General features: G+C 71.3%; 21 protein-coding genes, 6 tRNA genes and 1 pseudogene. 16 read left to right on the plus strand and 12 right to left on the minus strand.

From position 1 onward, the window contains the following. The 4 genes from GA0115242_RS11790 to purM all read left to right on the plus strand — a co-directional run. Positions 1-483, plus strand: a 483-nt coding sequence (locus tag GA0115242_RS11790; RefSeq protein WP_237549001.1) for a sterol carrier family protein, incomplete at its 5' end; no start/stop codon positions are given. A 43-nt stretch (positions 484-526) separates the two neighbouring features. Next, complete coding sequence (locus GA0115242_RS11795; RefSeq protein ID WP_093827452.1) at positions 527-1,324, plus strand: META domain-containing protein; 798 nt, start codon at positions 527-529, stop codon at positions 1,322-1,324. Positions 1,325-1,377: 53 nt separating this feature from the next. After that, entirely contained in the window at positions 1,378-2,904 is a 1,527-nt protein-coding gene (gene purF, locus GA0115242_RS11800) for an amidophosphoribosyltransferase (RefSeq protein ID WP_093827418.1), read from the plus strand. 33 nt (positions 2,905-2,937) lie between these two features. Continuing rightward, entirely contained in the window at positions 2,938-4,029 is a 1,092-nt protein-coding gene (gene purM, locus GA0115242_RS11805; protein ID WP_093827420.1) for a phosphoribosylformylglycinamidine cyclo-ligase, read from the plus strand. 105 nt (positions 4,030-4,134) lie between these two features. Here the strand turns inward: purM and GA0115242_RS11810 are convergent, their stop codons facing one another. Next, positions 4,135-4,398, minus strand: coding sequence for a DUF3073 domain-containing protein (locus GA0115242_RS11810; protein ID WP_093827422.1), 264 nt, complete (start codon positions 4,396-4,398; stop codon positions 4,135-4,137). 306 nt (positions 4,399-4,704) lie between these two features. Then, positions 4,705-5,802, minus strand: coding sequence for a Leu/Phe/Val dehydrogenase (locus GA0115242_RS11815; RefSeq protein ID WP_093827424.1), 1,098 nt, complete (start codon positions 5,800-5,802; stop codon positions 4,705-4,707). Between the two features lie 220 nt (positions 5,803-6,022). Between GA0115242_RS11815 and GA0115242_RS11820 the strand changes: the two genes are divergently transcribed. Further along, complete coding sequence (locus GA0115242_RS11820; RefSeq protein WP_093827426.1) at positions 6,023-6,865, plus strand: hypothetical protein; 843 nt, start codon at positions 6,023-6,025, stop codon at positions 6,863-6,865. Positions 6,866-7,394: 529 nt separating this feature from the next. Beyond that, positions 7,395-7,601, plus strand: a complete 207-nt coding sequence (gene bldC, locus GA0115242_RS11825; protein ID WP_003949541.1) for a developmental transcriptional regulator BldC — start codon at positions 7,395-7,397, stop codon at positions 7,599-7,601. Positions 7,602-8,052: 451 nt separating this feature from the next. Here the strand turns inward: bldC and GA0115242_RS41555 are convergent, their stop codons facing one another. The 3 genes from GA0115242_RS41555 to hrpA form a co-directional block, all read right to left on the minus strand. Continuing rightward, positions 8,053-8,262, minus strand: coding sequence for a DUF6274 family protein (locus GA0115242_RS41555; protein WP_093827428.1), 210 nt, complete (start codon positions 8,260-8,262; stop codon positions 8,053-8,055). Positions 8,263-8,436: 174 nt separating this feature from the next. After that, positions 8,437-8,511, minus strand: a tRNA-Asp gene (locus tag GA0115242_RS11835). A gap of 94 nt (positions 8,512-8,605) precedes the next feature. Beyond that, positions 8,606-12,583, minus strand: a complete 3,978-nt coding sequence (gene hrpA, locus GA0115242_RS11840; protein WP_093827430.1) for an ATP-dependent RNA helicase HrpA — start codon at positions 12,581-12,583, stop codon at positions 8,606-8,608. A gap of 129 nt (positions 12,584-12,712) precedes the next feature. Here hrpA and GA0115242_RS11845 point away from each other — a divergent pair, with 129 nt between their 5' ends. Next, entirely contained in the window at positions 12,713-13,798 is a 1,086-nt protein-coding gene (locus GA0115242_RS11845; RefSeq protein WP_093827432.1) for a hypothetical protein, read from the plus strand. A gap of 37 nt (positions 13,799-13,835) precedes the next feature. Here GA0115242_RS11845 and GA0115242_RS11850 read toward each other — a convergent pair. The 3 genes from GA0115242_RS11850 to GA0115242_RS11860 form a co-directional block, all read right to left on the minus strand. Beyond that, positions 13,836-13,912: transfer RNA gene (locus GA0115242_RS11850), tRNA-Phe, on the minus strand. Between the two features lie 27 nt (positions 13,913-13,939). Beyond that, positions 13,940-14,014 (minus strand) — tRNA-Asp (locus GA0115242_RS11855). A gap of 217 nt (positions 14,015-14,231) precedes the next feature. After that, entirely contained in the window at positions 14,232-14,681 is a 450-nt protein-coding gene (locus tag GA0115242_RS11860) for a DUF6924 domain-containing protein (RefSeq protein ID WP_141721580.1), read from the minus strand. 348 nt (positions 14,682-15,029) lie between these two features. Between GA0115242_RS11860 and GA0115242_RS11865 the strand changes: the two genes are divergently transcribed. The 7 genes from GA0115242_RS11865 (at position 15,030) to GA0115242_RS11895 (ending at position 21,262) form a co-directional block, all read left to right on the plus strand. Beyond that, the gene (locus GA0115242_RS11865) at positions 15,030-16,271 is read left to right on the plus strand and encodes an ATP-binding protein (RefSeq protein WP_093827436.1); all 1,242 of its coding nucleotides are present in this window, start codon (positions 15,030-15,032) and stop codon (positions 16,269-16,271) included. After that, positions 16,268-16,672, plus strand: coding sequence for a roadblock/LC7 domain-containing protein (locus GA0115242_RS11870; RefSeq protein WP_093827438.1), 405 nt, complete (start codon positions 16,268-16,270; stop codon positions 16,670-16,672). The genes GA0115242_RS11865 and GA0115242_RS11870 overlap by 4 nt, the downstream gene beginning before the upstream one ends. Further along, positions 16,669-17,043 (plus strand): DUF742 domain-containing protein, encoded by a 375-nt coding sequence (locus GA0115242_RS11875; protein WP_093827440.1) that lies wholly within the window; start codon positions 16,669-16,671, stop codon positions 17,041-17,043. Before GA0115242_RS11870 ends, GA0115242_RS11875 begins: the two co-directional genes overlap by 4 nt. Continuing rightward, the gene (locus tag GA0115242_RS11880) at positions 17,018-17,608 is read left to right on the plus strand and encodes a GTP-binding protein (protein WP_093827442.1); all 591 of its coding nucleotides are present in this window, start codon (positions 17,018-17,020) and stop codon (positions 17,606-17,608) included. The genes GA0115242_RS11875 and GA0115242_RS11880 overlap by 26 nt, the downstream gene beginning before the upstream one ends. Positions 17,609-17,673: 65 nt before the next feature. Continuing rightward, positions 17,674-19,077, plus strand: a complete 1,404-nt coding sequence (locus GA0115242_RS11885; RefSeq protein ID WP_093827444.1) for a cytochrome P450 — start codon at positions 17,674-17,676, stop codon at positions 19,075-19,077. Positions 19,078-19,346: 269 nt separating this feature from the next. Then, positions 19,347-20,474 (plus strand): cytochrome P450, encoded by a 1,128-nt coding sequence (locus GA0115242_RS11890; protein WP_093827446.1) that lies wholly within the window; start codon positions 19,347-19,349, stop codon positions 20,472-20,474. Continuing rightward, positions 20,471-21,262 carry an enoyl-CoA hydratase/isomerase family protein gene (locus GA0115242_RS11895; RefSeq protein WP_093827448.1) on the plus strand — a complete coding sequence of 264 codons (792 nt, stop codon included), beginning with the start codon at positions 20,471-20,473 and terminating at the stop codon, positions 21,260-21,262. The genes GA0115242_RS11890 and GA0115242_RS11895 overlap by 4 nt, the downstream gene beginning before the upstream one ends. A gap of 191 nt (positions 21,263-21,453) precedes the next feature. On the opposite strand, the gene GA0115242_RS11900 is transcribed toward GA0115242_RS11895, so the two are convergent. From GA0115242_RS11900 to GA0115242_RS11915, 4 genes are all read right to left on the minus strand, one after another. Next, positions 21,454-21,527 (minus strand) — tRNA-Phe (locus tag GA0115242_RS11900). Between the two features lie 27 nt (positions 21,528-21,554). Beyond that, positions 21,555-21,629 (minus strand) — tRNA-Asp (locus GA0115242_RS11905). A gap of 38 nt (positions 21,630-21,667) precedes the next feature. Next, positions 21,668-21,740, minus strand: a tRNA-Glu gene (locus GA0115242_RS11910). 103 nt (positions 21,741-21,843) lie between these two features. After that, positions 21,844-23,553 carry a metallophosphoesterase gene (locus tag GA0115242_RS11915; RefSeq protein ID WP_093827450.1) on the minus strand — a complete coding sequence of 570 codons (1,710 nt, stop codon included), beginning with the start codon at positions 23,551-23,553 and terminating at the stop codon, positions 21,844-21,846. 134 nt (positions 23,554-23,687) lie between these two features. Between GA0115242_RS11915 and GA0115242_RS11920 the strand changes: the two genes are divergently transcribed. Next, the gene (locus GA0115242_RS11920; protein ID WP_093827454.1) at positions 23,688-24,038 is read left to right on the plus strand and encodes a metallopeptidase family protein; all 351 of its coding nucleotides are present in this window, start codon (positions 23,688-23,690) and stop codon (positions 24,036-24,038) included. An 85-nt stretch (positions 24,039-24,123) separates the two neighbouring features. Then, positions 24,124-24,365, plus strand: a pseudogene (locus tag GA0115242_RS41250) (hypothetical protein); the annotation flags it as partial.

Below are 24,365 nucleotides of genomic sequence, written 5' to 3' on the forward strand. Positions count from 1 at the left end.
GCCGCCCTCGCCGACCGCTACGAGGCCGCCGCCCGCCGCCTGTCCGACGCGCTCGCCGGCGCCCCCGGCGGCCGCCTGGTCGAGACCGGCGCCGGAGCCCTGCCGCTCGGCGACCACCTGGTCACCCGCGCCGTCGAACTCGTCGTCCTCACCGACGACCTGAACGCCGCCGTTCCCGGCCTCGGCATCCCCTTCGACCGGCAGGCCCTGGCCGCCTGCACCCGGCTGCTCGCCGACGCCCTCGCCGTGAAGGCGCCCGGCGGCTCCACCGAGGTGCGCGTCCCGCCGTTCGCCGTCGTCCAGTGCGTCGAGGGGCCGCGGCACACCCGCGGCACCCCGCCCAACGTCGTCGAGACCGACCCGCTCACCTGGATCAGGCTCGCCACCGGACGGCTCGCCTGGCGGGACGCGCTCGACGACGCGAAGGTGAGCGCCGGCGGCGAACGGGCCGACCTGGGCGGGCTGCTGCCCCTCACCGGCTGACCCCGCACCGGAACCGGTGGCGGCCCGCTCCCGTCACATCGTCATGAACACACACCGACTGACCCTGGCAGCCCTGACCGTGCTCCCGCTCGTCGTCTCCTGCGGAGCGGAGAAGGCGGACGGTTCGTCGGTCGGCGCGGCGGCGTCCGTCAAGGGCGTGCACTGGAGCGTCGACAGCGTCACCGCCGACGGCCGGACCAGCGAGGCGCCGAGCGGCGCCTACCTGCGCATCGACGAGGACGGCGGCACCAGCGGGGACCTCGGCTGCAACAGCTTCGGCGGCAAGGCGTCCGTCACCGCCGACCACGTCTCCTTCGGCTCTCTCGAATCGACCGGCATGGCCTGCGAGAAGACCCCGATGGCCTTCGAGCGCAAGCTCTCCGCCACCCTCGGCGCGGGCCCCCTCGCCCTGGACGGCTCCGGCGACCGCCTGACCCTCACCACCGGCGACGGCGACCGCGTCCGCCTCACCAAGGAGCCGGACGCCCCGCTGCGCGGCACCGCGTGGAAGGTCACGGCCCTGGGCGGGGACGGCACCTCCACCGCGCTGCCCGCCGAGGCCGACCCCCGGCTGACCTTCGACCCGCGGACGGACAAGGTCAGCGGCAGCCTCGGCTGCAACAAGGTCACCGCGAAGGCCACGGTCCGCGACGGGCATATCACCCTGGGCAGGCCGTCCACCACCCGAATGATGTGCGACACCTCACTCATGAAGGCCGAGAAGGCGCTGCTGCGCCTCTTCGACGGCACGGTCGGCTACCGGCTCGACCACCGCTCCCTCACGCTGACCAGCGAGAACGGGGAAACCGCCCACGCCGTCGCGCCGTCGGGGACCGATTAGGCGCGGGCATCCCCAATTCGGACCAGTGGTCGACCTCGCCTACACTCGGTGCCGTGCCACGTGGTGACGGACGACTCAACCACGACCTGCTCCCCGGCGAGAAGGGCCCCCAGGACGCTTGCGGCGTCTTCGGTGTCTGGGCTCCGGGCGAAGAGGTCGCCAAGCTCACGTACTTCGGGCTCTACGCCCTCCAGCATCGGGGCCAGGAATCCGCGGGAATCGCGGTCAGCAACGGCTCCCAGATCCTCGTCTTCAAGGACATGGGCCTGGTCTCCCAGGTCTTCGACGAGACCTCTCTCGGATCGCTCCAGGGTCACATCGCGGTCGGTCACGCCCGCTACTCGACCACCGGTGCCTCCGTGTGGGAGAACGCCCAGCCGACGTTCCGTGCCACCGCGCACGGCTCCATCGCGCTCGGTCACAACGGCAATCTGGTCAACACGGCGCAGCTCGCCGAGATGGTCGCCGACCTGCCCAAGCAGGAGGGCCGCACCCCGCGCGTCGCGGCGACCAACGACACCGACCTGCTCACGGCGCTGCTCGCCGCCCAGGCCGACGAGGACGGCAAGCCGCTGACCATCGAGGAGGCCGCGCACGCGGTGCTCCCGAAGGTGCGCGGTGCCTTCAGCCTCGTCTTCATGGACGAGCACACCCTCTACGCGGCCCGCGACCCGCAGGGCATCCGGCCGCTGGTCCTCGGCCGCCTGGAGCGCGGCTGGGTGGTCGCCTCCGAGTCCGCCGCCCTCGACATCTGCGGCGCCAGCTTCGTCCGCGAGATCGAGCCGGGCGAGTTCATCGCGATCGACGAGAACGGCCTGCGCAGCTCACGATTCGCGGACGCGAAGCCCAAGGGCTGTGTCTTCGAGTACGTGTACCTGGCCCGCCCCGACACCGACATCGCCGGGCGCAACGTCTACCTGTCCCGCGTCGAGATGGGCCGCCGCCTCGCCAAGGAGGCGCCGGTCGAGGCCGACCTGGTGATAGCGACCCCGGAGTCCGGGACCCCGGCAGCCGTCGGCTACGCGGAGGCCAGCGGCATCCCGTTCGGCAACGGCCTGGTCAAGAACGCCTACGTCGGCCGGACCTTCATCCAGCCCTCGCAGACGATCCGGCAGCTCGGCATCCGCCTGAAGCTGAACCCGCTCAAGGAAGTCATCAAGGGCAAGCGGCTGGTCGTCGTCGACGACTCGATCGTGCGCGGCAACACCCAGCGCGCCCTGGTCCGCATGCTCCGCGAGGCGGGCGCCGCCGAGGTCCACATCCGGATCTCCTCGCCGCCGGTCAAGTGGCCGTGCTTCTTCGGCATCGACTTCGCCACCCGCGCCGAACTGATCGCCAACGGCATGACGATCGAGGAGATCGGCACCTCGCTGGGCGCCGACTCCCTGTCGTACATCTCCATCGACGGCATGATCGAGGCGACCACCATCGCCAAGCCGAACCTCTGCCGCGCCTGCTTCGACGGCGAGTACCCGATGGAGCTGCCGGACCCCGAGCTGCTCGGCAAGCAGCTCCTGGAGACCGAGCTGGCGGCCGGTCCTGCCGGTACGGCAGCGGCCGACGCGATCCGTCGCCCGTAAGCCCCCGCAGTACGACACGAAAGTTCTCACCCCATGTCTGCTGAGTTTGATCAGCGCGCCCCGCTCCCGGGCGCCGGTGCCAGCTACGCGAGCGCGGGCGTCGACATCGAGGCGGGCGACCGCGCCGTCGAGCTGATGAAGGAGTGGGTGAAGAAGACGCAGCGCCCCGAGGTCCTCGGCGGCCTCGGCGGCTTCGCCGGCCTCTTCGACGCCTCCGCCCTCAAGCGCTACGAGCGTCCCCTGCTGGCCTCCGCCACGGACGGCGTCGGCACCAAGGTCGACATCGCCCGCCGCCTCGGCGTGTACGACACCATCGGCCACGACCTGGTCGCCATGGTCATGGACGACATCGTCGTGTGCGGCGCCGAGCCCCTCTTCATGACCGACTACATCTGCGTCGGCAAGGTGCACCCCGAGCGGGTCGCCGCCATCGTCAAGGGCATCGCGGAGGGCTGTGTGCTGGCCGGCTGCGCCCTGGTGGGCGGCGAGACCGCCGAGCACCCGGGACTGCTGGGCGAGGACGACTTCGACGTCGCCGGTGCCGGTACGGGCGTCGTGGAGGCGGACCGGCTGCTGGGCCCCGAGCGCATCCGCACGGGTGACGCCGTCATCGCGATGGCCGCGTCCGGGCTTCACTCGAACGGGTACTCACTGGTCCGGCACGTGCTCCTGGACCAGGCCGGGCTCGCCCTGGACGCGCGCGTCGAGGAGTTCGGCCGCACCCTCGGCGAGGAGCTGCTGGAGCCCACCAAGATCTACTCGCTGGACTGCCTCGCGCTCACCCGCACCACCGAGGTGCACGCCTTCTCGCACATCACCGGTGGCGGTCTCGCGGCCAACCTGGCCCGGGTCGTCCCCGACGGGCTGCACGCCGTCGTGGACCGCTCCACCTGGACCCCGGCCCCGGTCTTCGAGCTGGTCGGGCGCACCGGCCAGGTCGAGCGCCTGGAGCTGGAGAAGACCCTCAACATGGGCGTGGGCATGATCGCGATCGTCCCGGAGGAGTCCGCGGACGTCGCGCTCGCGACCCTCGCCGACCGGGGCGTCGAGGCCTGGGTCGCCGGTGAGGTCACCGAGCGCGGGGACCGGGCGACCGGCGCCGAGCTGGTCGGCGACTACTCCTGACGGTCAGCACGAAACCCGGTCCGGCGCGAAGGCCCCGGACCGGGTGAGGTGCAGTCGCAGAGAACGGCGGGAAAAGGCCGTCGGCGCACCGCTGAGAGCGTTGCGTCAAGCACCGCGACGATGTTGCGACGCGGGACCTGACTGGTCACCGTCGTCGTCATCATCGTCGTCGTTGTAGAGATCCGCGTACTGGGCGTACGGGTCGTCTTCGTCTTCGTCGTCGTCCTCGAACGGCTCGCCGTTCGGCGGTTGGCTCGAAGTCGAAGCGCCCAGCTCGTTGGCCAGACGCGACAGGTCAGTCCCGCCGCTGTTGTACTTCAGCTGGCGGGCGACCTTCGTCTGCTTGGCCTTGGCCCGGCCGCGCCCCATGGCTCGACCCCCTCGGTGACGGGGCTCGACGGCCCCAGAGTCTTGACACGCGTTCATGATCTGGAACGGGCTCTCCGCAGAGAGACCGGTCCGTAGGACGTCCACGGTACCTGAGCCCGCGCCCATACGGTACGTCGCCCGCACCACGGGCCCGACCCCAGGACCCGCGGGGCGCGTCGTCCCCGCTGGTCAACCGCGATTTTAACCACTTCTCGGCGGGCGACCCGCCGACGAACGTGAGAGTTCTCTCCAACTGTCCGCCGGCGGGTACCGCTCGGCGCCCTGAACCAGGTCAGCCGACCTGGTTCAGCGCGCGGCGCGCGCCTCGGCGATCCGCTGCTCGGCGATCCTGTCGGCCGCGGCGGCCGGCGGGATCCCGTCTTCCTTCGCACGTGCGAAGATGGCGAGCGTGGTGTCGAAGATCTTCGCGGCCTTCGCCCTGCACCGCTCGAAATCGAACCCGTGCAGCTCGTCGGCGACCTGGATGACCCCGCCCGCGTTCACCACGTAGTCCGGCGCGTAGAGGATCCCGCGGTCGGCGAGGTCCTTCTCGACGCCCGGGTGCGCGAGCTGGTTGTTGGCGGCGCCGCAGACCACCCGGGCGGTCAGCACCGGCACGGAGGCGTCGTCCAGCGCCCCGCCGAGCGCGCACGGCGCGTACACGTCGAGCCCCTCGACGCGGATCAGCGCCTCGGTGTCGGCGACGGCCGTCACGCCCTGCGGATACCGGTCGAGGATCCGCCGCACGGCGTCCTCGCGCACGTCCGTGACGACGACCTCGGCGCCCTCCGCCAGGAGGTGGCCGACGAGGTGGTGGCCGACCTTGCCCACGCCCGCGACACCGACCCTGCGGTCGCGCAGCGAGGGGTCGCCCCAGAGGTGCTGGGCGCTGGCCCGCATGCCCTGGTAGACGCCGAACGCGGTGAGCACCGAGGAGTCGCCCGCGCCGCCGTTCTCCGGTGAACGCCCGGTCGTCCAGCGGCACTCGCGGGCGACGACGTCCATGTCGGCGACGTAGGTGCCGACATCGCACGCGGTCACGTAGCGGCCGCCGAGCGAGGCCACGAACCGCCCGTAGGCGAGCAGGAGTTCCTCGGTCTTGTCCTGGTCGGGGTCGCCGATGATCACGGCCTTGCCGCCGCCGTGGTCGAGCCCGGCCATGGCGTTCTTGTACGACATCCCGCGGGCGAGGTTCAGCGCGTCGGCCACGGCCGCCGCCTCGTTCGGGTAGGGGTAGAAGCGCGTACCGCCGAGGGCGGGGCCCAGGGCGGTGGAGTGAAGGGCGATCACGGCCTTCAGGCCGGTGGCGCGGTCCTGGCAGAGCACGACCTGCTCGTGGCCGCCCTGGTCCGAGTGGAACAGGGTGTGCAGTACGTCAGCAGGTGCGCCGGTTACGTCGGTCACGGTAGTGACTCCTAGTACTGAGCGGCGGGTGGAGCACGGCTCCCGTGCGGGTGGCGGGGCCGTGAGGTCGAGATTAGGGCCTGTGCGGCCGCGCCACCGCGCAGTGCTCAGGATCACCCACCGGAGGGGTACGTCCGTGCGACGATTTGCATAGATTTCCCGCGCGTTTGTCGGCGGGTCCGGCAGTTTTCCCCGGCGGTGGGCGGGGGAGGGAGCAGGCGTGCCCAAGGTGTCCCCGGTGACCGTCCCGTACGCGACGTACCTGCGTGTCTACGAGCCGCTGGCCGCCTTCCCCGAGCCGGAGCGCGGCCACTGGGCGCGGTACGCGCGCCGTCCCGAACGCCCTTCGTACCAGGACGAGCTGCGCCGCTCGCTGGCCGATCTGCTGCCCACCCCGCCGGTCCCGGTGCCGGTGCACGAGAGCGGCGACGCGTTCGTGCTGGAGAGCGAGGGCGTGGTGTGCGTCTGTCCGTGGCGGACCCGGCTGCGCGGCTGGCAGGCGCTGGCCGAGCTGCCGGAGGAGCTGCCCGCGCCGGTGCTGGACGCGGTGCTGCCGCCGCTGGTCAGGCTCCAGGCCGCCCAGGACTACGAGCGCTGGCTGACCCGCAACCCGGACGCCCGCCCGTGGATCCGCACCGGCAACTGGCAGGTGCCGCTGCACTGGTTCGTGCTGGTGGCCGACGAGGAGCGGCGCTACGACGAGGGGTGCGGGGAGATCCCGCCGATGCTGCGCTACCGCACGCCGATGGTCCAGGCCAGGCGGCGGGTGGCGCGCGGTCTGCGCACCCTCAGGGACGCGCTGGGCGAGGGTCCGATGGTCGAGGGCCTGCTCGACGTGGGGCGCTGGCTCGAGGAGTTCCACCCGCGCTCGCTGGTGGAGCTGGACTACGGCGGCCTGGTGCACGTCCTGTCGGCGGGCGAGCTGGCGGACGACCGCTCCGCGGCCGACGTGGCGGCCGGCATCGAGGCGCTGCGGCAGGGCGACGGCGCGGCCGCCGGGCTGGCGTACGCCCGGCTCGCGGAGCGCTGGCGGGCGGTCAGGGACCGGCGCTCTGCGAACTGACGTTTGACGGGACGCCCGTTTTGGGGTTTCGTCCTGCCTCTGGGGTCCCGGATCTCACCGGGAGGTCCCGCGCGTCGGGACCTACGTCCCGATCCGGGCTTTTGTGTCAAGCGTGACGGACCGCACGTACGCGGCCCTTGCGCCGCTTGCCCCTCCTCATGCCAAAATAGGACAAGGAGTCCGGGGAGGGCTCTATCCGTTCCAGTACGTACCACTGTGGGCGGAATCTCAGCATTGCACGCTTTGGGGGGTCTGGTGACTCCTGATCGCCGTGTGACTGATCGTCACAGAGGCGTGACTGTCCGCTATGGCATGGTCCATCGGCTTCCGCGGCTGATGACTACCTGGGAGGGCAATTCCATCGGTTTGGCCGACGAGGCTGGACGGATGGTGTAGTTGTAGTGCCGAGGACAAGCCGTTCGTCCTATAACCGACTCGACCCGCGTCCGCCATTTCGGGCAACGCGGGTCAAGGTGCAGAATTTAGAGGAAAGAACCGAGAAGGTTCGGTTCTCCCGAGGAGGCCGCTCATGACCGCTCGCACCCCTGATGCCGAGCCGCTGCTGACCCCGGCTGAGGTCGCCACCATGTTCCGTGTCGACCCCAAGACGGTCACGCGGTGGGCGAAGGCCGGAAAGCTCACGTCCATCCGCACGCTCGGCGGACACCGCCGTTACCGCGAGGCCGAGGTGCGCGCCCTGCTCGCGGGTATCCCGCAGCAGCGCAGCGAGGCCTGACAACTTCATAGCAGGGTGGTGCGACACGTCCCCCAACGTGCCGAAACGCCCGAAACCTAGCTCCATACGACGCGGAGTCCGCCCCAACGGACCCCACGCCCCGGCTCCCCGGAGCCTCTCAAGAACGTGACATGGGTGCGTCGTCGATCGCGCTGGACTCCGCCGGGTCCAGCGCGATCTTTTTTGTTTCCGGTGCGGCACGGGCGACTCTGTTCGCCCCGGGGGCGCCGGCGGAGGGTCTGTGAGCGGCCTTGTCGGACTCTGGGGAGGCCTGTCGGATCTCCTGTGCGGGTGCTGTCGCGGACACCGCGGGAGGGCTCCGGAAGTCGCGTCCGGCCTGCTCTCAAGACGGTGCAATTGCACATATTAAATTGACCGCTTGTAGGAGGTGAGTAAGAACCGGCACGCGTGGTTTTTACGCGGTGACACCCGTCACATGCCAGAGTCCTTGTCACTCCGGCGCGGTTGCGCTAGTGGAATCCTCGATTCCAGCACCCTTGCGCACGGCGGGAGTTGGGGCGGGCGGCGCCCCCGAGTCCATCGCGAGCCGCAGCAGGCGGTGGCAGATCGGGCAGTGCCGGGTCCGGTGCCGGTAGGGCAGCGCGGCCGACAGATGCGCGCGGAGCAGGGCCCGCGTCTCGTGCCTCACCGGAGCCGCCACGAGCCACCTCCAGCACCCGCGCGCACGACGGGTCCTGACATCTGGTTACCGGCGGACGGGGCCACCGTCAAGGAGGGAGGCCGGGACTCCGGTGCGCGGCACCCGGGTCCGGCGCTGTGTCCAGGGGGAACGCGAGAAGGGCCCGGACGAAGTCCGGGCCCTTCTCGATCACTGCGGTCCTGACGGGATTTGAACCCGCGGCCTCCACCTTGACAGGGTGGCGAGCACTCCAAACTGCTCCACAGGACCTTGATTCGCAGTGCGATTCGTGCGTTGCGCTGCGAGACAGGACTCTACAGGAGGGTGCGCCTCCTGGTAAAACTCACCCAGGGTGCACGGGAGATCACGGAGCGGCGGCGTCGATCGCCTTCACGATCCGCTTGTCGGAGACCGGGTACGCGGTGCCCAGCGCGTGCGCGAAGTAGCTCACCCGCAGCTCCTCGATCATCCAGCGGATGTCGGTCACCGAGGCCGGCACCGGGCGCCCCTGCGGGAGCTGTTCGAGCAGCCAGGCGTACTCGTCGCGCATCTCCCGCACCTTCTCCATGCGGGTGGTGTCCCGCTGGACGCCGGTCGGCATCTGCTGGAGCCGCCGGTCCGCCGCCACCAGGTACCGCATCAGGTCGGGCAGCCTGCGCAGCCCGGCCGCGGTCACGAAGCCGGGCTTCACCAGGCCGTCCAACTGCTCCCTGACGTCCTGGAGGTTGGCCAGCAGCGCGGGGCTGCGCACGCCCTTCAGACGGCGCTCACAGGCCTGCCAGGCGGCCAGCACCTGCTGCACCTGGCCGACCGTCCGTACGGTCGCGTCGACGATCTCCGCGCGCACCGAGTCGAACAGCTTCCGGTACGACTCCTCGTCCCACGCGGGACCCCCGAAGTCGGCGATCAGCCGGTCCGCGGCCGCCGTCGCGCAGTCCTCGAACAGGGCCTGGACCGAACCGTGCGGGTTCGACGACAGCGCCAGCTTCTGCGCGTTGGTCAGCTTCTCGGACGCGAACTTCGCGGGGTGGACGGGGATGTTGCGCAGGATCAGCCTGCGGGTGCCCCGCCACATCGCCTCGGCCTGCTCCGCCTCGGTGTCGAACAGCCGCACCGAGACCGTGTCGCCGTCGTCGACCAGCGCCGGGTACGCCTTCACCGGCTGCCCGGCCCTGCGGGTCTCGAAGACGCGGGTGAGGGCGCCGATCGTCCAGTCGGTGAGGCCGGTGCGCTCCAGGGACTCGCCGCCCTGCCGCTCGGCGGTCGCGGCGGCGGCCTGGGACAGTGCCTGGCGCGCCTTCGGCCGCAGCCGCAGCCGCAGCGCCTCCAGGTCCTTGTCCTCGGCGAGCTTGCGGCGCCGCTCGTCGACGATCCGGAACGTGATCTTCAGGTGGTCGGGGACCTTCGCCCAGTCGAAGTCGGCGGCCTCGAAGGGCACGCCGACCATCCGCTTCAGCTCCCGCGCCATGGTCGTCGTCAGCGGCTCCTGGAGCGGGACGGCGCTGTCCAGGAAGCGCTTCGCGAAGTTCGGCGCGGGCACGTAGTTGCGGCGGATCGGCTTCGGCAGGGAGCGGATCAGCTCCGTGACGACCTCTTCCCGCAGGCCGGGGATCTGCCAGTCGAAGCCCTCGTCGGTGATCTGGTTGAGGACCTGGAGCGGCACGTGCACGGTCACGCCGTCGGCGTCCGCGCCCGGCTCGAACTGGTACGTCACCCGGAACTTCAGCCGCCCCTGCCGCCAGGAGTCCGGGTAGTCGGCCTTGGTGACCGCCTCCGCCGACTCGCGGATCAGCATCGCCCGCTCGAAGTCGAGGAACTCCGGCTGCTCCTGCCGCTTGTGCTTCCACCAGGAGTCGAAGTGGGCGCCGGACACCACGTGCTCGGGCACCCGCTGCTCGTAGAAGTCGTACAGGGTCTCGTCGTCCACGACGATGTCCCGGCGCCTGGCCCGGTGCTCCAGCTCCTCGACCTCGCTGAGCAGCCTGCGGTTGTCGGCGAAGAACTTGTGGTGGGTGCGCCAGTCGCCCTCCACCAGCGCGTTGCGGATGAACAGCTCGCGGGAGACCTCGGGGTCGATCCGGCCGTAGTTCACCTTCCGCTGGGCGACGATCGGGACGCCGTACAGCGTGACCTTCTCGTACGCCACCACGGCCGCCTGGTCCTTCTCCCAGTGCGGCTCGCTGTACGTCCGCTTCACCAGGTGCCCGGCGAGCGGCTCGACCCACTCCGGCTCGATCCGGGCGTTGACCCGGGCCCAGAGCCGGGACGTCTCCACCAGCTCCGCCGACATCACGAACCGCGGCGGCTTCTTGAACAGCGCCGAGCCGGGGAAGATCGCGAACTTGGCGCTGCGGGCGCCCAGGTACTCGTTGCGGCCGGAGCCGCGCCCGCTCTCCGCCCCGGCGTCCTTCACGTCCTTCATGCCGATGTGCGACAGGAGCCCGGCGAGCAGCGAGACGTGGACGCGGTCGGCGGGGGCGTCGTTCTCGTCGAGATGGATGCCCATCTGCTTGGCGACCGTGCGCAGTTGCGTGTAGATGTCCTGCCACTCGCGGATGCGCAGGAAGTTCAGGTACTCCTGCTTGCACATCCGCCTGAACGACGACGAACCCCGCTCGCGCTGCTGCTCGCGCACGTACCGCCACAGGTTCAGATAGGCGAGGAAGTCGCTCGTCTCGTCCTTGAAGCGGGCGTGCTGCTGGTCGGCCTGGGCCTGCTTCTCGGCGGGGCGCTCGCGCGGGTCCTGGATGGAGAGCGCGGCGGCTATGACCATGACCTCGCGGGCGCAGCCGTTGCGGTCGGCCTCCAGCACCATCCGGGCCAGCCGCGGGTCGACCGGGAGCTGGGCCAGCTTGCGGCCGGTGTCGGTGAGCCGCTTGCGGACGTCCTGCTGGGCCGGGTCGAGCGCGCCCAGCTCCTGCAGGAGCTGCACGCCGTCGCGGATGTTGCGGTGGTCGGGCGGGTCGATGAAGGGGAACTTCTCGATGTCGCCGAGCCCGGCCGCGGTCATCTGGAGGATGACGGAGGCGAGGTTGGTGCGCAGGATCTCGGCGTCGGTGAACTCCGGCCTGGCCGCGAAGTCGTCCTCGCTGTAGAGCCGGATGCAGATGCCGTCGCTGGTGCGTCCGCAGCGGCCCTTGCGCTGGTTGGCGCTGGCCTGCGAGACCGGTTCGATGGGCAGCCGCTGGACCTTGGTGCGGTGGCTGTAGCGGCTGATCCGGGCGAAGCCGGGGTCGATGACGTACTTGATGCCGGGGACGGTCAGGGAGGTCTCGGCGACGTTCGTGGCGAGCACGATCCGGCGTCCGGTGTGCTGCTGGAAGACGCGGTGCTGCTCGGCGTGGGAGAGCCGCGCGTACAGCGGCAGCACCTCGGTGAACCGGTACTTCCTCTTCTCCAGTGCGTCGGCGGTGTCGCGGATCTCCCGCTCCCCGGAGAGGAAGACCAGGATGTCGCCCTTGCCCTCGCCCTGGAGCTCCTCGACGGCGTCGCAGATGGCGGTGATCTGGTCCCGGTCGGCCTCGGCGGACTCCTCGGTGACGTCCTCCAGGAGCGGCCGGTAGCGCACCTCCACCGGGTACGTGCGCCCGCTGACCTCGATGATCGGGGCCTCGCCGAAGTGCCGGGAGAACCGCTCGGGGTCGATGGTCGCCGAGGTGATGACGACCTTCAGGTCGGGGCGTCTGGGCAGCAGCTGGGCGAGGTAGCCGAGCAGGAAGTCGATGTTCAGGGACCGCTCGTGCGCCTCGTCGATGATGATCGTGTCGTAGGCGCGCAGCTCGCGGTCGGTCTGGATCTCGGCGAGCAGGATGCCGTCCGTCATCAGCTTGACGAAGGTGGCGTCCGGGTCGACCTGGTCGGTGAAGCGCACCTTCCAGCCGACGGCCTGGCCCAGCGGGGTGTCCAGCTCCTCGGCGACCCGCTCGGCGACCGTGCGGGCGGCGATCCGGCGGGGCTGGGTGTGCCCGATCATGCCCCGGACCCCGCGCCCCAGCTCCATGCAGATCTTCGGGATCTGGGTGGTCTTGCCCGAACCGGTCTCCCCGGCGACGATCACGACCTGGTGGTCGCGGATCGCGTCGGCGATGACGTCCTTCTTCTGGCTGACCGGCAGCTGCTCGGGATAGCTGACCGACGGCACCCGGCCGCGGCGGCGTCCCATCCGCTCCTCGGCGCGGTCGACCTCCGCCTCGATCTCGGCGAGCACGGCGGCGCGCGCCTCGGGCTTGCGGATCTTGCGCGCGCCTTCGAGCCTGCGCCCGAGCCGGTGCGCGTCGCGCAGGGACAGCTCGGTCAGGCGGGGGGCGAGGGCGCCGAGTGCGGGGGCGGGATGCGTAGACATACGCGTCCCAGGATCTCATCCCGGGGAAATCCGTGGCGAACGCTTTTGCCCGGCGCGCGGTGGAGCCCGTCCCGCGCGGGTGGCCGCCGTCCTGGTGTGGGGGCGGGCGGGCTGCTCTAGCGTTCGGATATGTCCGAGAAATCCGAAGGATCCCCCGGGCCCCGGCACGGGGAGCACGGGCGGTCGCCGAGCCCGTCCGAGCGCTGGGCCTCCTTCACCCGGTCGCCGTTCCTGCCCGCGACCGTGCTGGTGTTCATCCTGGCGGCGGCAGCCGCGCTGTTCGCGGCCGCATACACCTACTCCATGGCGAACCCGACCCCGCACCACATCCCCACCGGGGTGACCGGGCAGTACCAGAGCGCGCGCGGCAAGGCGTTCCTCGACGGGATGGAGAAGGCCCTCGACGCGCAGCTCGACCTGCGGCCCTACGGTTCGGCCGCCGACGCCAGGGAGGCGGTCGGGCAGCAGCGGATCTACGCGGTCCTCGACGTGCGCGACGACGGGGCGCGGGTCGCCCTGGACGTCTCCGGGGCGTCCGGGTTCACCGTCGCCCAGGTCTTCACGGAGGCGGGTCCCGCGGTCGGCAGGGCGACCGGGGTCCCGGTGACGGTCACGGACCTCCACCCGTTGCAGAGCGGGGACCCGCGCGGCCTGACGATCTTCTACATCTCGCTGGCCGCGGTGATCATCGGGTTCGTCGGGGCGATCCAGCTCAGCGTGCACGCCCGGGACCTGAACCCGGCCGAGCGGATCGCCTTCACCGTCGCCTACGCGCTGCTCGGCGGGTTCGCGGTGGCGGCGGTCGCGGACTGGTGGCTGGGCGCCGTCGACCTGCCGTTCGTCGAGTCCTGGCTGATCCTCGCGCTGACCATGTTCACCTGCGGGATGGTCTTCACGATGTTCAACACGTTCTTCCACCGCTGGGCGATGATCCCGACCTGGGGCCTGCTGGTGCTGCTCGGCAACCCGGCCTCGGGCGGCGCGGTGGCGCCCCCGCTGCTGCCGACGGTGATCGGCCGCCTCGGGCAGTGGCTGCCGCCGGGCGCCTCGGTGAACGCCCAGCACACGGCGGTGTACTTCCGGGGCGCCCAGCACGCGTTCCCGTTCCTGGTGCTGGCCGGGTGGGCGCTGCTGTCGTGCGCGCTGTTCTGGTTCTGGCGCCACCGCCATCCGGGCGGCCGGGGCACCAGGCCGCTGCACGCGGCCCCGGTGTGAACGGCTCAGGGCCCGTCCGCGGACGGGCCCTGAGCGGTGGTGGCTGGGGCCGGGGTCGAACCGGCGACCTATCGCTTTTCAGGCGATCGCTCGTACCAACTGAGCTACCCAGCCACGCGGTCCACCGGGGTGAGCCGCAAGCGGTCCTGACGGGATTTGAACCCGCGGCCTCCACCTTGACAGGGTGGCGAGCACTCCAAACTGCTCCACAGGACCCGGTATGCGCGGGACACAGTCTCGCACACCCGGCGGGAGGCCCCGGCCCGCGCGCCCGCCCCCGCCCCCGACGGGCCGGGACCGCCGCTTTCCCGGCCCCCGGAATTCACCGGCGCCCGGGACGTCACCGGCGCACGGGACGGAATTCTCCCCCGAGAGGGACGGAAGGGGAGCGGCTCGGTGAGGGGCGCCCCTTGAGGGGCGGGCAGGAAGAGGCTCAGTAAGGGGACCAGACGACGTTCTCGGAGTCCCTCGCCGCTTTATCGACGAAATCGGCGAAGGAGAGGTTGTCGATAAAGCGCTGCATGTGGACCTCCTGCACCGCCGCCGGTTCCACCCGGAACCTGTCCTCCTGCGGCGGGGTGTCCTCGCCGGCGTCGAGGTCGACGGCCAGCAGCGCGAAGTGCGGGTGCCGGACGGCGGTCGTGTCGGCGATGAAGACGGTCCTGTCGGCGGCCCGCGCCGCGGCCCGCACCTCCCGCACCGTGGCGCCCGACCAGGCCGGATCGTCGACGATGTGGACGCGGGCCTCGTGCTCCTCGTCCATGCCCCACGGCTGCCGGAGCTCCGCGACGACGGCCCGCCAGACGGGTTCGTCGCCGAAGTCGGTCCGTACGACCAGTGCCGCGTCCAGGTCGTGGACGCCGATGTCCGGCAATCTCCTCATCCGGGCCCCCTCGGCCGATATCGCGCGCCCGCCGCACCGCGCCCGTTGTCCATCTCCAGGCTATGTGGGAGCGGTCGGCGTCCCCAATATCTCCTCACTGTGAACATTGTGCGTCAAGTGTTCACGCGCGCACCGGAGTTGACCATTTGCGCCGAGGTGGATGGTAAGATCATTTTACTTTTAGTGGGCTGATGGCGTACGGGGGCATTCCGGTAGGGATGAGCCTCTCGGTCCTACCTTCGGAGAGATGTCTCCCGAAGTGATGCGCGGTTGAAGTGACCAAGTGCGGGCCGTGCACCGCTCGGCGAGGCGTCGAGCCGTTTCCGCCATGTCACTTAAGTGAGTTTCATGACAATTCTACTTGATCCCGTCTTCTGGGTGATGGTTGTCGTAGCCCTGGTGGCCGTGGGTGCCGTGCTGCGAGCCCGCGCCACCAACCTGAAGCTGCGAAGAAACCACGCCGAGCTGGGCCAGGAGCGCGACAGGCTCCGCCAGCAGCGCGACGAACTCCACGCCGTCCACGGGCAGTTGCTGCAACGGCAGTCCGCCGAACTCTCGGAGGTCCGCAGGGACGCGGAGGAGGAGACCAAGGCCGTCCTCAAGGCGGCCGTCCGGACCCTCCAGAGCCTCGCCGACGAGCAGCAGGTCGTGATCGAGAAGGCGCAGCGCAAGTACGGCGACGCCCCCGGCATCCTGGCCGACCTCATGGCCGTGGACCACGCCAACAGCCAGTTCGGCCGGCGCGCCCAGGGCATCGCGGTCCTGTGCGGCGGCTGGCTCGGCCGGCGCGAGACCGTGGCCTCCGTCTTCGACGTGGCCCGCAGCGCCCAGGGCCGCATCCGGCACTTCGACCGGGTCCGGGTCAACGGCCAGGTCAACTTCTCGGTCGTCAGCCGGGCCGTCGAGCCGGTCGCCGTGGTCCTGGCCGAACTGCTCGCCAACGCCACGAACTACTCGGCCCCCGGCACCCCGGTCGAGGTCAACATCCAGGTCGTGCCGACGGGCGTCTGCCTCATCGTCGACGACGCCGGTCTCGGCATGGGGCAGGAGGAGAAGGACCGTGCCGCGGCCCTGCTCTCCCCCCAGGCGGCGATCAGCGTCTCCAGTCTGGGGATCCCGCCGCAGTTCGGGTTCGCCGTCTCCGGGATGCTCGCCGCCCGGTACGGCTTCCGGGTCTCGGTGGACTCCGTTTCCCCCTACGGAGGAGTGCGCGCGGTGGTCCTCATCCCCGAAGAACTGCTCACCACCGAGGCGCCGCCCGCCGCGGCCCCGGCCCAGACCCCCGAACCGTACGGCGACGACCGGTCCCCGACCGGGACGGCCGACGCCGGGCAGCACCACACCCCCGCTCCCACGCCGCTGTTCCCGCCTGTCCCGAAGCCGGACACCGCGACCCAGCCTCTGGCCCAGATCACCACCACGGCCACGGGGCTGCCGAAGCGCCGCCGCAAGAGTCCCGTCTCCGCGGTGCCCTCCTCGGCACCGGAGCCGGTGCGCAGCAGCGAGGAGACCGCCTCCCGGCTCGGCGCGTTCCAGCGCGGTACCCGGTCCGGACGTGACACGAAGACGGAAGGACCCGAGTTCCAGTGAACCCCGATCTGTCCTGGGTGCTCAACGACCTGCTCCAGGTACCCGGCGCCCGGCACGCGATCCTGGTCTCCTCGGACGGCCTGCTGCTCGCCAACTCGAGCGCGATCGGCCGCGACGACGCGGAGACCGTCGCCGCGGCCATGAGCTCCATGCAGTCCCTCAGCCGGGCCGTCGCCCCGTTCATCGGCACCCGTGACCCGGGCCGCTGGCGCCAGACGCTCCTGGAGTACGAGGGCGGCTGGATCTTCCTGATCACCGCGGGCGCCGGCGCCTACCTCGCCGCCGCCGCCGCGGCCGACGTGGACATGGAGGCCATGTCCTTCCGCATGCAGCAGCAGGTCACCGCTCTCGGGAAGGCCATGACCACGCCGCCCCGCCAGGACGCGGGCGCCGAGATATGACGGCGTCGGGCGAGGAGCAGCAGTTCAGCAGCGGGTTCGTCCGGTCCTACGTCATCACCGGCGGGCGGGGTCTGCCCGACGCGGAGGACCTCTCCCTGGTCACCCTGGTCACCCTGGCCCCCGAGAGCCAGTTGCCGCCCAACCCGAGCCCCGAGGTCAGGAAGATCTGGGACCTGTGCTCCGGCGGCTACCTCTCGGTGGCCGAGGTCGCCGGGCACCTCGGACTGCCGGTCGGCGTGGCCCGTCTGCTGCTCCAGGACTTAAACCAACAGGGACATCTGCTGCGCCGGAAGGCGCCGCCGCCCGCCCAGCTCGTCAGCAGAGAGATTCTCGAAGAGGTGTTGCATGGACTCCAAGTCCGCTTCGGCTGAGCGCCTCTACCTTCCGGACGCCGTCCAGCGCGCGGCGAAGATCCTGGTCGTGGGGCACTTCGCGGTCGGCAAGACGACGCTGGTCGGGACGCTGTCCGAGATCCCCCCGCTGCGCACCGAGGAGGGGATGACCCAGGCCGCGGCCCAGGTCGACGACCTGCGGGGCGCCACCGGCAAGACGACCACCACGGTGGCCCTGGACTTCGGCCGGCTGACGCTCAGCGACGAACTGGTGCTGTACCTGTTCGGCACGCCGGGGCAGCAGCGGTTCGTCGAGCTGTGGGAGGACCTGGCCCGCGGTTCGCTGGGCGCGCTCCTGCTGGTCGACCCGGCGCGGCTCGCCGACACCTTCCCCGTCATCGACCTCGTCGAGACGTACGGGCTGGAGTACGCGGTCGCCGTCAACAGCTTCGACCCGCACTCGCAGCACGCGGAGGACGAACTGCGCGAGGCGCTCGACCTCCTCCCGGACACCCCGGTCATCTTCTGCGACGCCCGGGACGAGAAGTCCTCCGCGCGGGCCCTGATCACCCTGGTCAGCCATCTGCTGGCGCACACGGCCTGACGCCGTCGAAACGTTCACGAAGCCGAGGGCCCCCGCGGCCCCGCGATCACACCGAGGAAGACCCCATGGACCCGTCGCCGACATCCCACCCGTACGACGCCCCGACCGGGTGCCCCGTCCAGCATCAGGCGTCGCTGTACGGACCGGAGTTCGCCGCCGATCCGCACCGCTTCTACGACGAGGCACGGACGCACGGGCCCGCCGCGCCGATCGAGCTGGCACCCGGAGTGGACGCCACCCTGATCGTGCAGCACGAGGCCGCGCTGCGGGTGCTGCAGAACCCGGCGCTGTTCGCCCGGGACTCGCGCCGCTGGGCCGCGCTGCGTGAGGGCGAGGTCCCGATGGACAGCCCGGTCCTGCCGATGATGGTCTACCGGCCCAACTGCCTGTTCACCGACGGCGCCGAGCACCTGCGGCTGCGCAAGGCGGTCACCGAGTCGCTGGCCCGGCTCAACAGCAGCAGGCTGAGCCGGGACGTCGAACGGATCGCGGACTACCTGATCGACCAGTTCAGCGAGCGCGGCACCGCCGACCTCCTGAACGAGTACGCCAAGCTGCTGCCGCTGCTGCTGTTCAACCAGATCTTCGGCTGCCCCGGCGACATCGGCGACCGGCTGACCCGCTCGATGTCCGCCATCTTCGACGGCGAGGACGTGCTGCGCGCCAACGCCGAGCTGACCGAGTGCCTGATGGAGCTGGTCAGCATCAAGCGCAGGCAGCCCGGTGAGGACGTCACGTCCTGGCTGATCCAGCACCCCGCCGGGCTGCGCGACGAGGAGCTGAAGGACCAGCTCGTGATGCTGATGGGCGCGGGCGTCGAGCCGGAGCGCAACCTCATCGGCAACGCGCTGCTGCTGATGCTCTCGGGCAGGCAGCCGGGCGCCTCCGACCGCCGCGGTTCGGGCATGCTCGTCGAGGACGCGCTGGACGACGTGCTGTGGAACAACCCGCCCATCGCCAACTACGCGACGCACTTCCCGGTCAGGGACATCGAGCTGAACGGGACGACGCTGAAGGCGGACACCCCGGTGCTGATCAGCTTCGCCGCCGCCAACAGCGACCCGCACCTCACCGACGCCCGCCAGACCCTCAGCAAGGGCGCGCACCTGGCCTGGGGCGCGGGTCCGCACGTCTGCCCGGCCAAGTCGCCCGCGACGCTGATCGCGCTGACCGCGGTCGAGAAGATCCTGAACGCGGTGCCCGACCTCGCGCTGGCCGTACCCGCCGCGGGCATGGCCTGGCGGCCCGGCCCGTTCCACCGGGCGCTGGTCGCGCTTCCGGTGCGGTTCACCCCGACGCCCGCCCGCCGCACGACGGGCGGCGCGCCGCAACCGGCGGCCGTCTCGGCCCAGTTGTCCGACCCGTACCGGACGGCGGCGCCCGCGGCGGCTACTCCCCGTCACTCCGCCGAGCAGCCCAAGAAGCAGAAGGGCTGGTGGAGTTCGTTCCTCGACGTCTTCCGCGTATGAGGCGGAAGCGGGCAATTCAACTTCCACAAGGGGTATTTGCGACAATCTGATGTGACGGGGACAACAGAGATCGACGCTTCGCACGGATATCCGGAAGGGTAGATTCCCGGCGGTAACCATGGGTCTAGCTCAAGGAACGCTGCGTGCGTATCACTGGTGGTACAAGACAGCCTCCGGACAGCCGACGCACCATAATCGGCCTGCTCCGCAGACTCAGATCCCCGCAGGGGCAGGCCGAACCGTACGCGATACTCGCGGAGTTGCGGGCGATGGGTGACGTCGTCCGCGCTCCGTGGAACGGGTATTTCGTCACCGGTTTCGACACCTGCAACCAGGTCCTCAGGGGCCGCGACTGGCTCGCCCCGGACCTCGCCTGGCAGGAGCGGCAGGAGGACCGCAAGCAGTGGGAGGCCACGGCCACCCGTGAGATGACGACCACGCTCGCGCGGCTCAACGCCCCCGAGCACACCTGCCAGCGCCGCTCGCTCGGCAACCTCTTCGACCGTTCCACCGTCGAACGCCTCACCCCCGACGTCGGGCACCACGTCGACCGTCTGCTGGACGGACTGGCGGACACCCTGCGCCGGGGCGAGGCGGACTTCGTCCCCGCCGTCAGCGAACAACTGCCGATCAGCACCATCGGCTCCTGGCTCGGGATACCGCCCGAGGACCATCCGCACATCCTGGAGATCACCCACGACCAGGTCTTCGCCCAGGAACTCCTGCCGACCAGGTCACAGCTGGACGTCTCGGCCCGTGCGACCGTGGCGCTGCGCGCCTACTTCACCCGGCTGGTCGCCGAGCGCCGGGCCGAACCCCGGCAGGACGTGCTCACCGGCTGGATCCACACCTGGGACGCGATGGAACCGGACCGCCGGCGGGCCGACGAGATCCTCTACCGGCTCACCATGTTCGTCACCATCGCCTCGCTGGAGACCACCGCCACCCTGCTCACCTCGATGACCAGGCTGCTCACCGAACCGTCCCGGTGGGCCTGGCTGCGCGAGCACCCCGAGCACGTCGACGCGGCCCTCGACGAGGTGCTGCGCTACGACCCGCCCATCCACATCAACACCCGGATCGCCGCCGAGGACACCGTCCTGGCCGGGGTCCCGATCAAGAAGGACAGCATGATCCACGTTCTGTACGGAGCGGCCAACCACGATCCGCGGCGGAACCCGGATCCCCACGTCTTCGACATCCAGCGCGGCGGCGGCCATCTGACGTTCGGCGGCGGGGTGCACTACTGCCTGGGCGCGGCGCTGGCCAGGCTGGAGGCGCGGACGCTGCTGACCCGCATGCTGGAACGCTTCCCCACGCTGCGCACCGCCTCGCCGCCGGAGCACGCCCCCCGGATGGTCTTCAGACGGATCACCTCGCTGGGCGTGGCGTTGTGAACCTCTCCCTCCCCTCCTTCCTCTCCACGAGCGAGCGCACCGCGGTGCGCACCCGGCGCGAGGGCGCCGTCCTGCACGTGGAACTGCACGCGCCGGAGACGGGCAACGCCGTGACCGAGGCGATGCTCGACCGGCTCCTCGACATCGTCGCCGCCCCGGACCCCGAGGTGCGCGTGCTGGTGCTCGGCGGTGCGGGGGACGACTTCTGCCTGGGCGGCGACCGCGCCGAGTTCGGCCGGTGGCTGGAGGAGGACCCCGGGGGCCGCGGCATCCGGGTCTTCGGCGAGAAGGGCCGCCAGGTGTGCGAGGCGATCTCCGGCAGCCGGGCGGTGACGATCGCCCGGGTGCAGGGCAAGGCGATCGGCGCGGGCCTCGCCCTGGCGCTCGCCTGCGATCTGCGGGTCGGCGCGGAGACCGCGGCCTTCCGGCTGCCGGAGCTGGCGCTCGGCCTGCCGACGGCGTGGGGCGGGCTGCTGCCCCGGCTGATCCACGAGGTGGGCGCGGCCCGGGTGCGCGACCTGGTCCTGACCGGCCGGGCCTTCGACGCGGCCGAGGCGCACCGGCTCTCCGTCCTCCAGCGGGTGGTGCCGGAGGCGGAGCTGGACGACGCGGTCGCCGCCTGGGCGAAACCGGTGCTCCGCCGCCCGGAGGCCGCGCTGCGGGTCACCAAGGCGCTGCTCAGCTCCTACGCGGCGGCGACCCGGCTGGCCGACCCCGGCTTCCTGGACGCGGAACTGATGGCCTCGGTCGCGGCGGCGACGTCGCGCGGCGGGGAGAGGGGGATGTGACCGGCGGCCGTCCCTCCTGACGGACCTCGGCGACCACGGGCACGCCGGGCCGGTCGCGGCGGACCTCGTTCACCTCATCAGGTGGTCCGGGATCTCCGCGTCCGTGCCCGTCGGCTCGGCCGGGACACCCGGCCCGCCGGAAGACGGAAAAGCCCCGGACGACATGTCGTCCGGGGCTTTTCTCAAGACAGTGGCTGGGGCCGGGATCGAACCGGCGACCTATCGCTTTTCAGGCGATCGCTCGTACCAACTGAGCTACCCAGCCACGCAGTTCACCGGGGTGATCTGCAAGCGGTCCTGACGGGATTTGAACCCGCGGCCTCCACCTTGACAGGGTGGCGAGCACTCCAAACTGCTCCACAGGACCAGACGCTGTGCGCATGTACCGCCGCACAGGATGACGCGTGCCCCCAACGGGATTCGAACCCGTGCTACCGCCTTGAAAGGGCGGCGTCCTAGGCCGCTAGACGATGAGGGCTATCGGCCCGCCTGGGCGCCTCGCGGCGCCTCGGGGACGTGAGAAGCATATGGGATGCCGGGAGGTATCGCCAAAACGGTTTACGGGGACGGGGAGAAACGGTTCACGGGGCGGTCGGGCGCGCACCCGACGGCGCTCCGGAGCCGGGCACCGACGGGGCCCCCGAGCCCGGGGCGGAGGGGGTTCCTGAGCCCGGGGTGGTGGGGGTTCCCGAGGCCGGGGCGGACGGGGTCCCCGAGGCCGGGGTGGACGGGGTGCCGGGGGCCGGGGTGGCGCCGGGCTGGTTCTCCTTCGGGAGGTGGCGGCTGACCTCGGCCGTCGTCAGCCCCAGGCCGCCCAGCTTGATCTCGTCCCACGCCTGGAGCCGCCTGCTGTCCCGGTCGAAGTAGAGGATCGACGCCTCGATCGGGTCGGGATGCGTGCCCTCGACCGCGCGCAGCCCGCTGCCCCCGGTGGAGCCCTCCACCCGCAGCCGGGTGCCGTACCGCATGACCTCCGTCTTCTCGTGGTGCAGATGCCCCGCCAGCACCAGCGGCACCTCCCCGTCCACCAGCCGCGCCGCCGACGGCTCGTGCGCGATCGCCACGTCGGCCGGTGTGCCCGCGGCCCGCTGGTCGCGCAGCGCCGACGCCAGCCGGGCGCCCGCGATCTCCTCCGAGGCGTCCGCCCCCGCGGCCTCCGAGCGGTCGGGCGTGAACTGCGGGTCGCCGATGCCCGCGAAGCGCAGTCCGGCGACGGAGACCGCCCGGCCGTCGTCCAGGACGCGCACGTTCCGCATCCCCTCCAGATAGCGCTGGGTGGCCTTCGAGTCGTGGTTGCCCCTGACCCACACGTAGGGGGCGCCGAGGTCCGCGATCGGGTCGAGGAAGCCGTTCTCGGCCGCCGTCCCGTGGTCCATGGTGTCGCCCGAGTCGACGATCACGTTCACCTTGTACTGCTCCACGAGCGACGCGATGATCTTCCAGCTCGCCGGGTTGAGGTGGATGTCGGAGACGTGCAGGACGCGGATGGTGGTCGGGTCCGGCTGGTACGCGGGGAGCGTCGAGGTGACGTCGTACAGCTTCGTGACGTTCGTCACCAGGCGGGCCAACTCCTTCTGGTAGACGTCGAATTCGCTGACGATGCTGCGCGCGTTGCCGACCAGCGAGGGCGCCGAGGCAAGCAGCCCCGAGTACCGCGGCTCCAGGACCGACTCCGGGTTCCACGTCGCGTACGCCGACGCCCCGGAGGCCGCGAGCAGGGTGAGGGCCAGACCGCCCGCGGTGAGCGCCGGGCGCGGGGCGCGGTAGACGGCGAGACCGAGGGCGGTCGCACCGGCGACGACGGCCACGCCGGAGCGGACGGCGAGATCGAGGGTGCCGTGCCCGACGTCCCGCGCCACCTCGTCCTGGAGCCCGGAGAGCCGCTCGGGGTGGTCGACGAGCGCGGCGGAGCGGGCCGGGTCGAGCTGGTCGACGTTGACGTCCAGGCGGACCGGGCCGTGGTGGCTGTCCAGGCGCAGTGCGCCGAGCGGCGAGACGTTGATCTTCGTGCCGCCGGTCAGGGACGGCCGCAGGGTCATCGTCGTGTCCATCGGGCCGACCGGGACCCGGACGTTGCCGACCGCGAGCAGCCCGAGCCACGCCCCGGCGAGCACGACGACGCCCAGTCCCGCGGCGCGCGACCAGGGGCGGGGCCGCGAGCCGAGTTCGAGGCGGGGGAGGGTGGCGGACCGCCCGCGGCCGGTGCCGGGCCGCGCGAAGCGGCCGGGGACCGCGCGGCGGCCGGGTAGGCGGGAGGTGCGGGCGTGACTGCGGGCGGGGAGACGAGCCATTCGTCCCGTCTGCCCATGGCCGCCGACCGTCATGCGACACCCGGCGCCCGGCATCCGGCGCCCGGCATGCCGTTCCCCGGTCCCGCGCGGCTCCCGGAGGTCGGCGTGGCCCCGTCGTGACCGACAATGAGGGCGTGCTGGAGATGACGCGCGAGGAGTTCGAGGAACTGGTCGCCGAGTCGCTCGACCGGATTCCGCCGGAACTGACGCGGTTGATGGACAACGTCGCGGTGTTCGTCGAGGACGAGCCGCCCGCCGACGATCCCGAGCTGCTCGGACTCTACGAGGGGACGCCGCTGACCGACCGGGGCGAGTGGTACGCGGGGGTGCTGCCGGACCGGATCACGATCTTCCGGGGGCCGACCCTGCGGATGTGCGCGACGCGCGAGGAGGTCGTCGCGGAGACCGAGGTCACCGTGGTGCACGAGATCGCCCACCACTTCGGGATCGACGACGCCCGGCTGCACGCCCTGGGCTACGGCTGAGCCTCGCGGTACGGGGCGCGTGTCCTCTTCGGGGCGGCGGGAGTTGGGCAGGGCGACTCCTCTCCCCGCCTCGGAGGTTGCTCCCGTGCGCCCCAAGAACGTCTCCGTCCGCCTGGCCGCCACGGTCGTGGTCGTCGCCGCCGCCGCAGGTTGCATGAGCGTGGGTGACGACGACGGCGGCGGTGGCGCGAAACCGTCGCACTCCGCCGGCCGGCGGGGTGCCGGGGCGCCGGACGGCGGGTCGGCGCAGGGCGCGGGGGGCTTCGGCCCCGGGGCCGCGGGCGACGGCAAGCGCGGGCACGGGAAGCACACCGGCGCGGCCGCCGA

Source organism: Streptomyces sp. SolWspMP-5a-2 (genome assembly GCF_900091845.1).
Lineage (GTDB): Bacteria > Actinomycetota > Actinomycetes > Streptomycetales > Streptomycetaceae > Streptomyces > Streptomyces doudnae.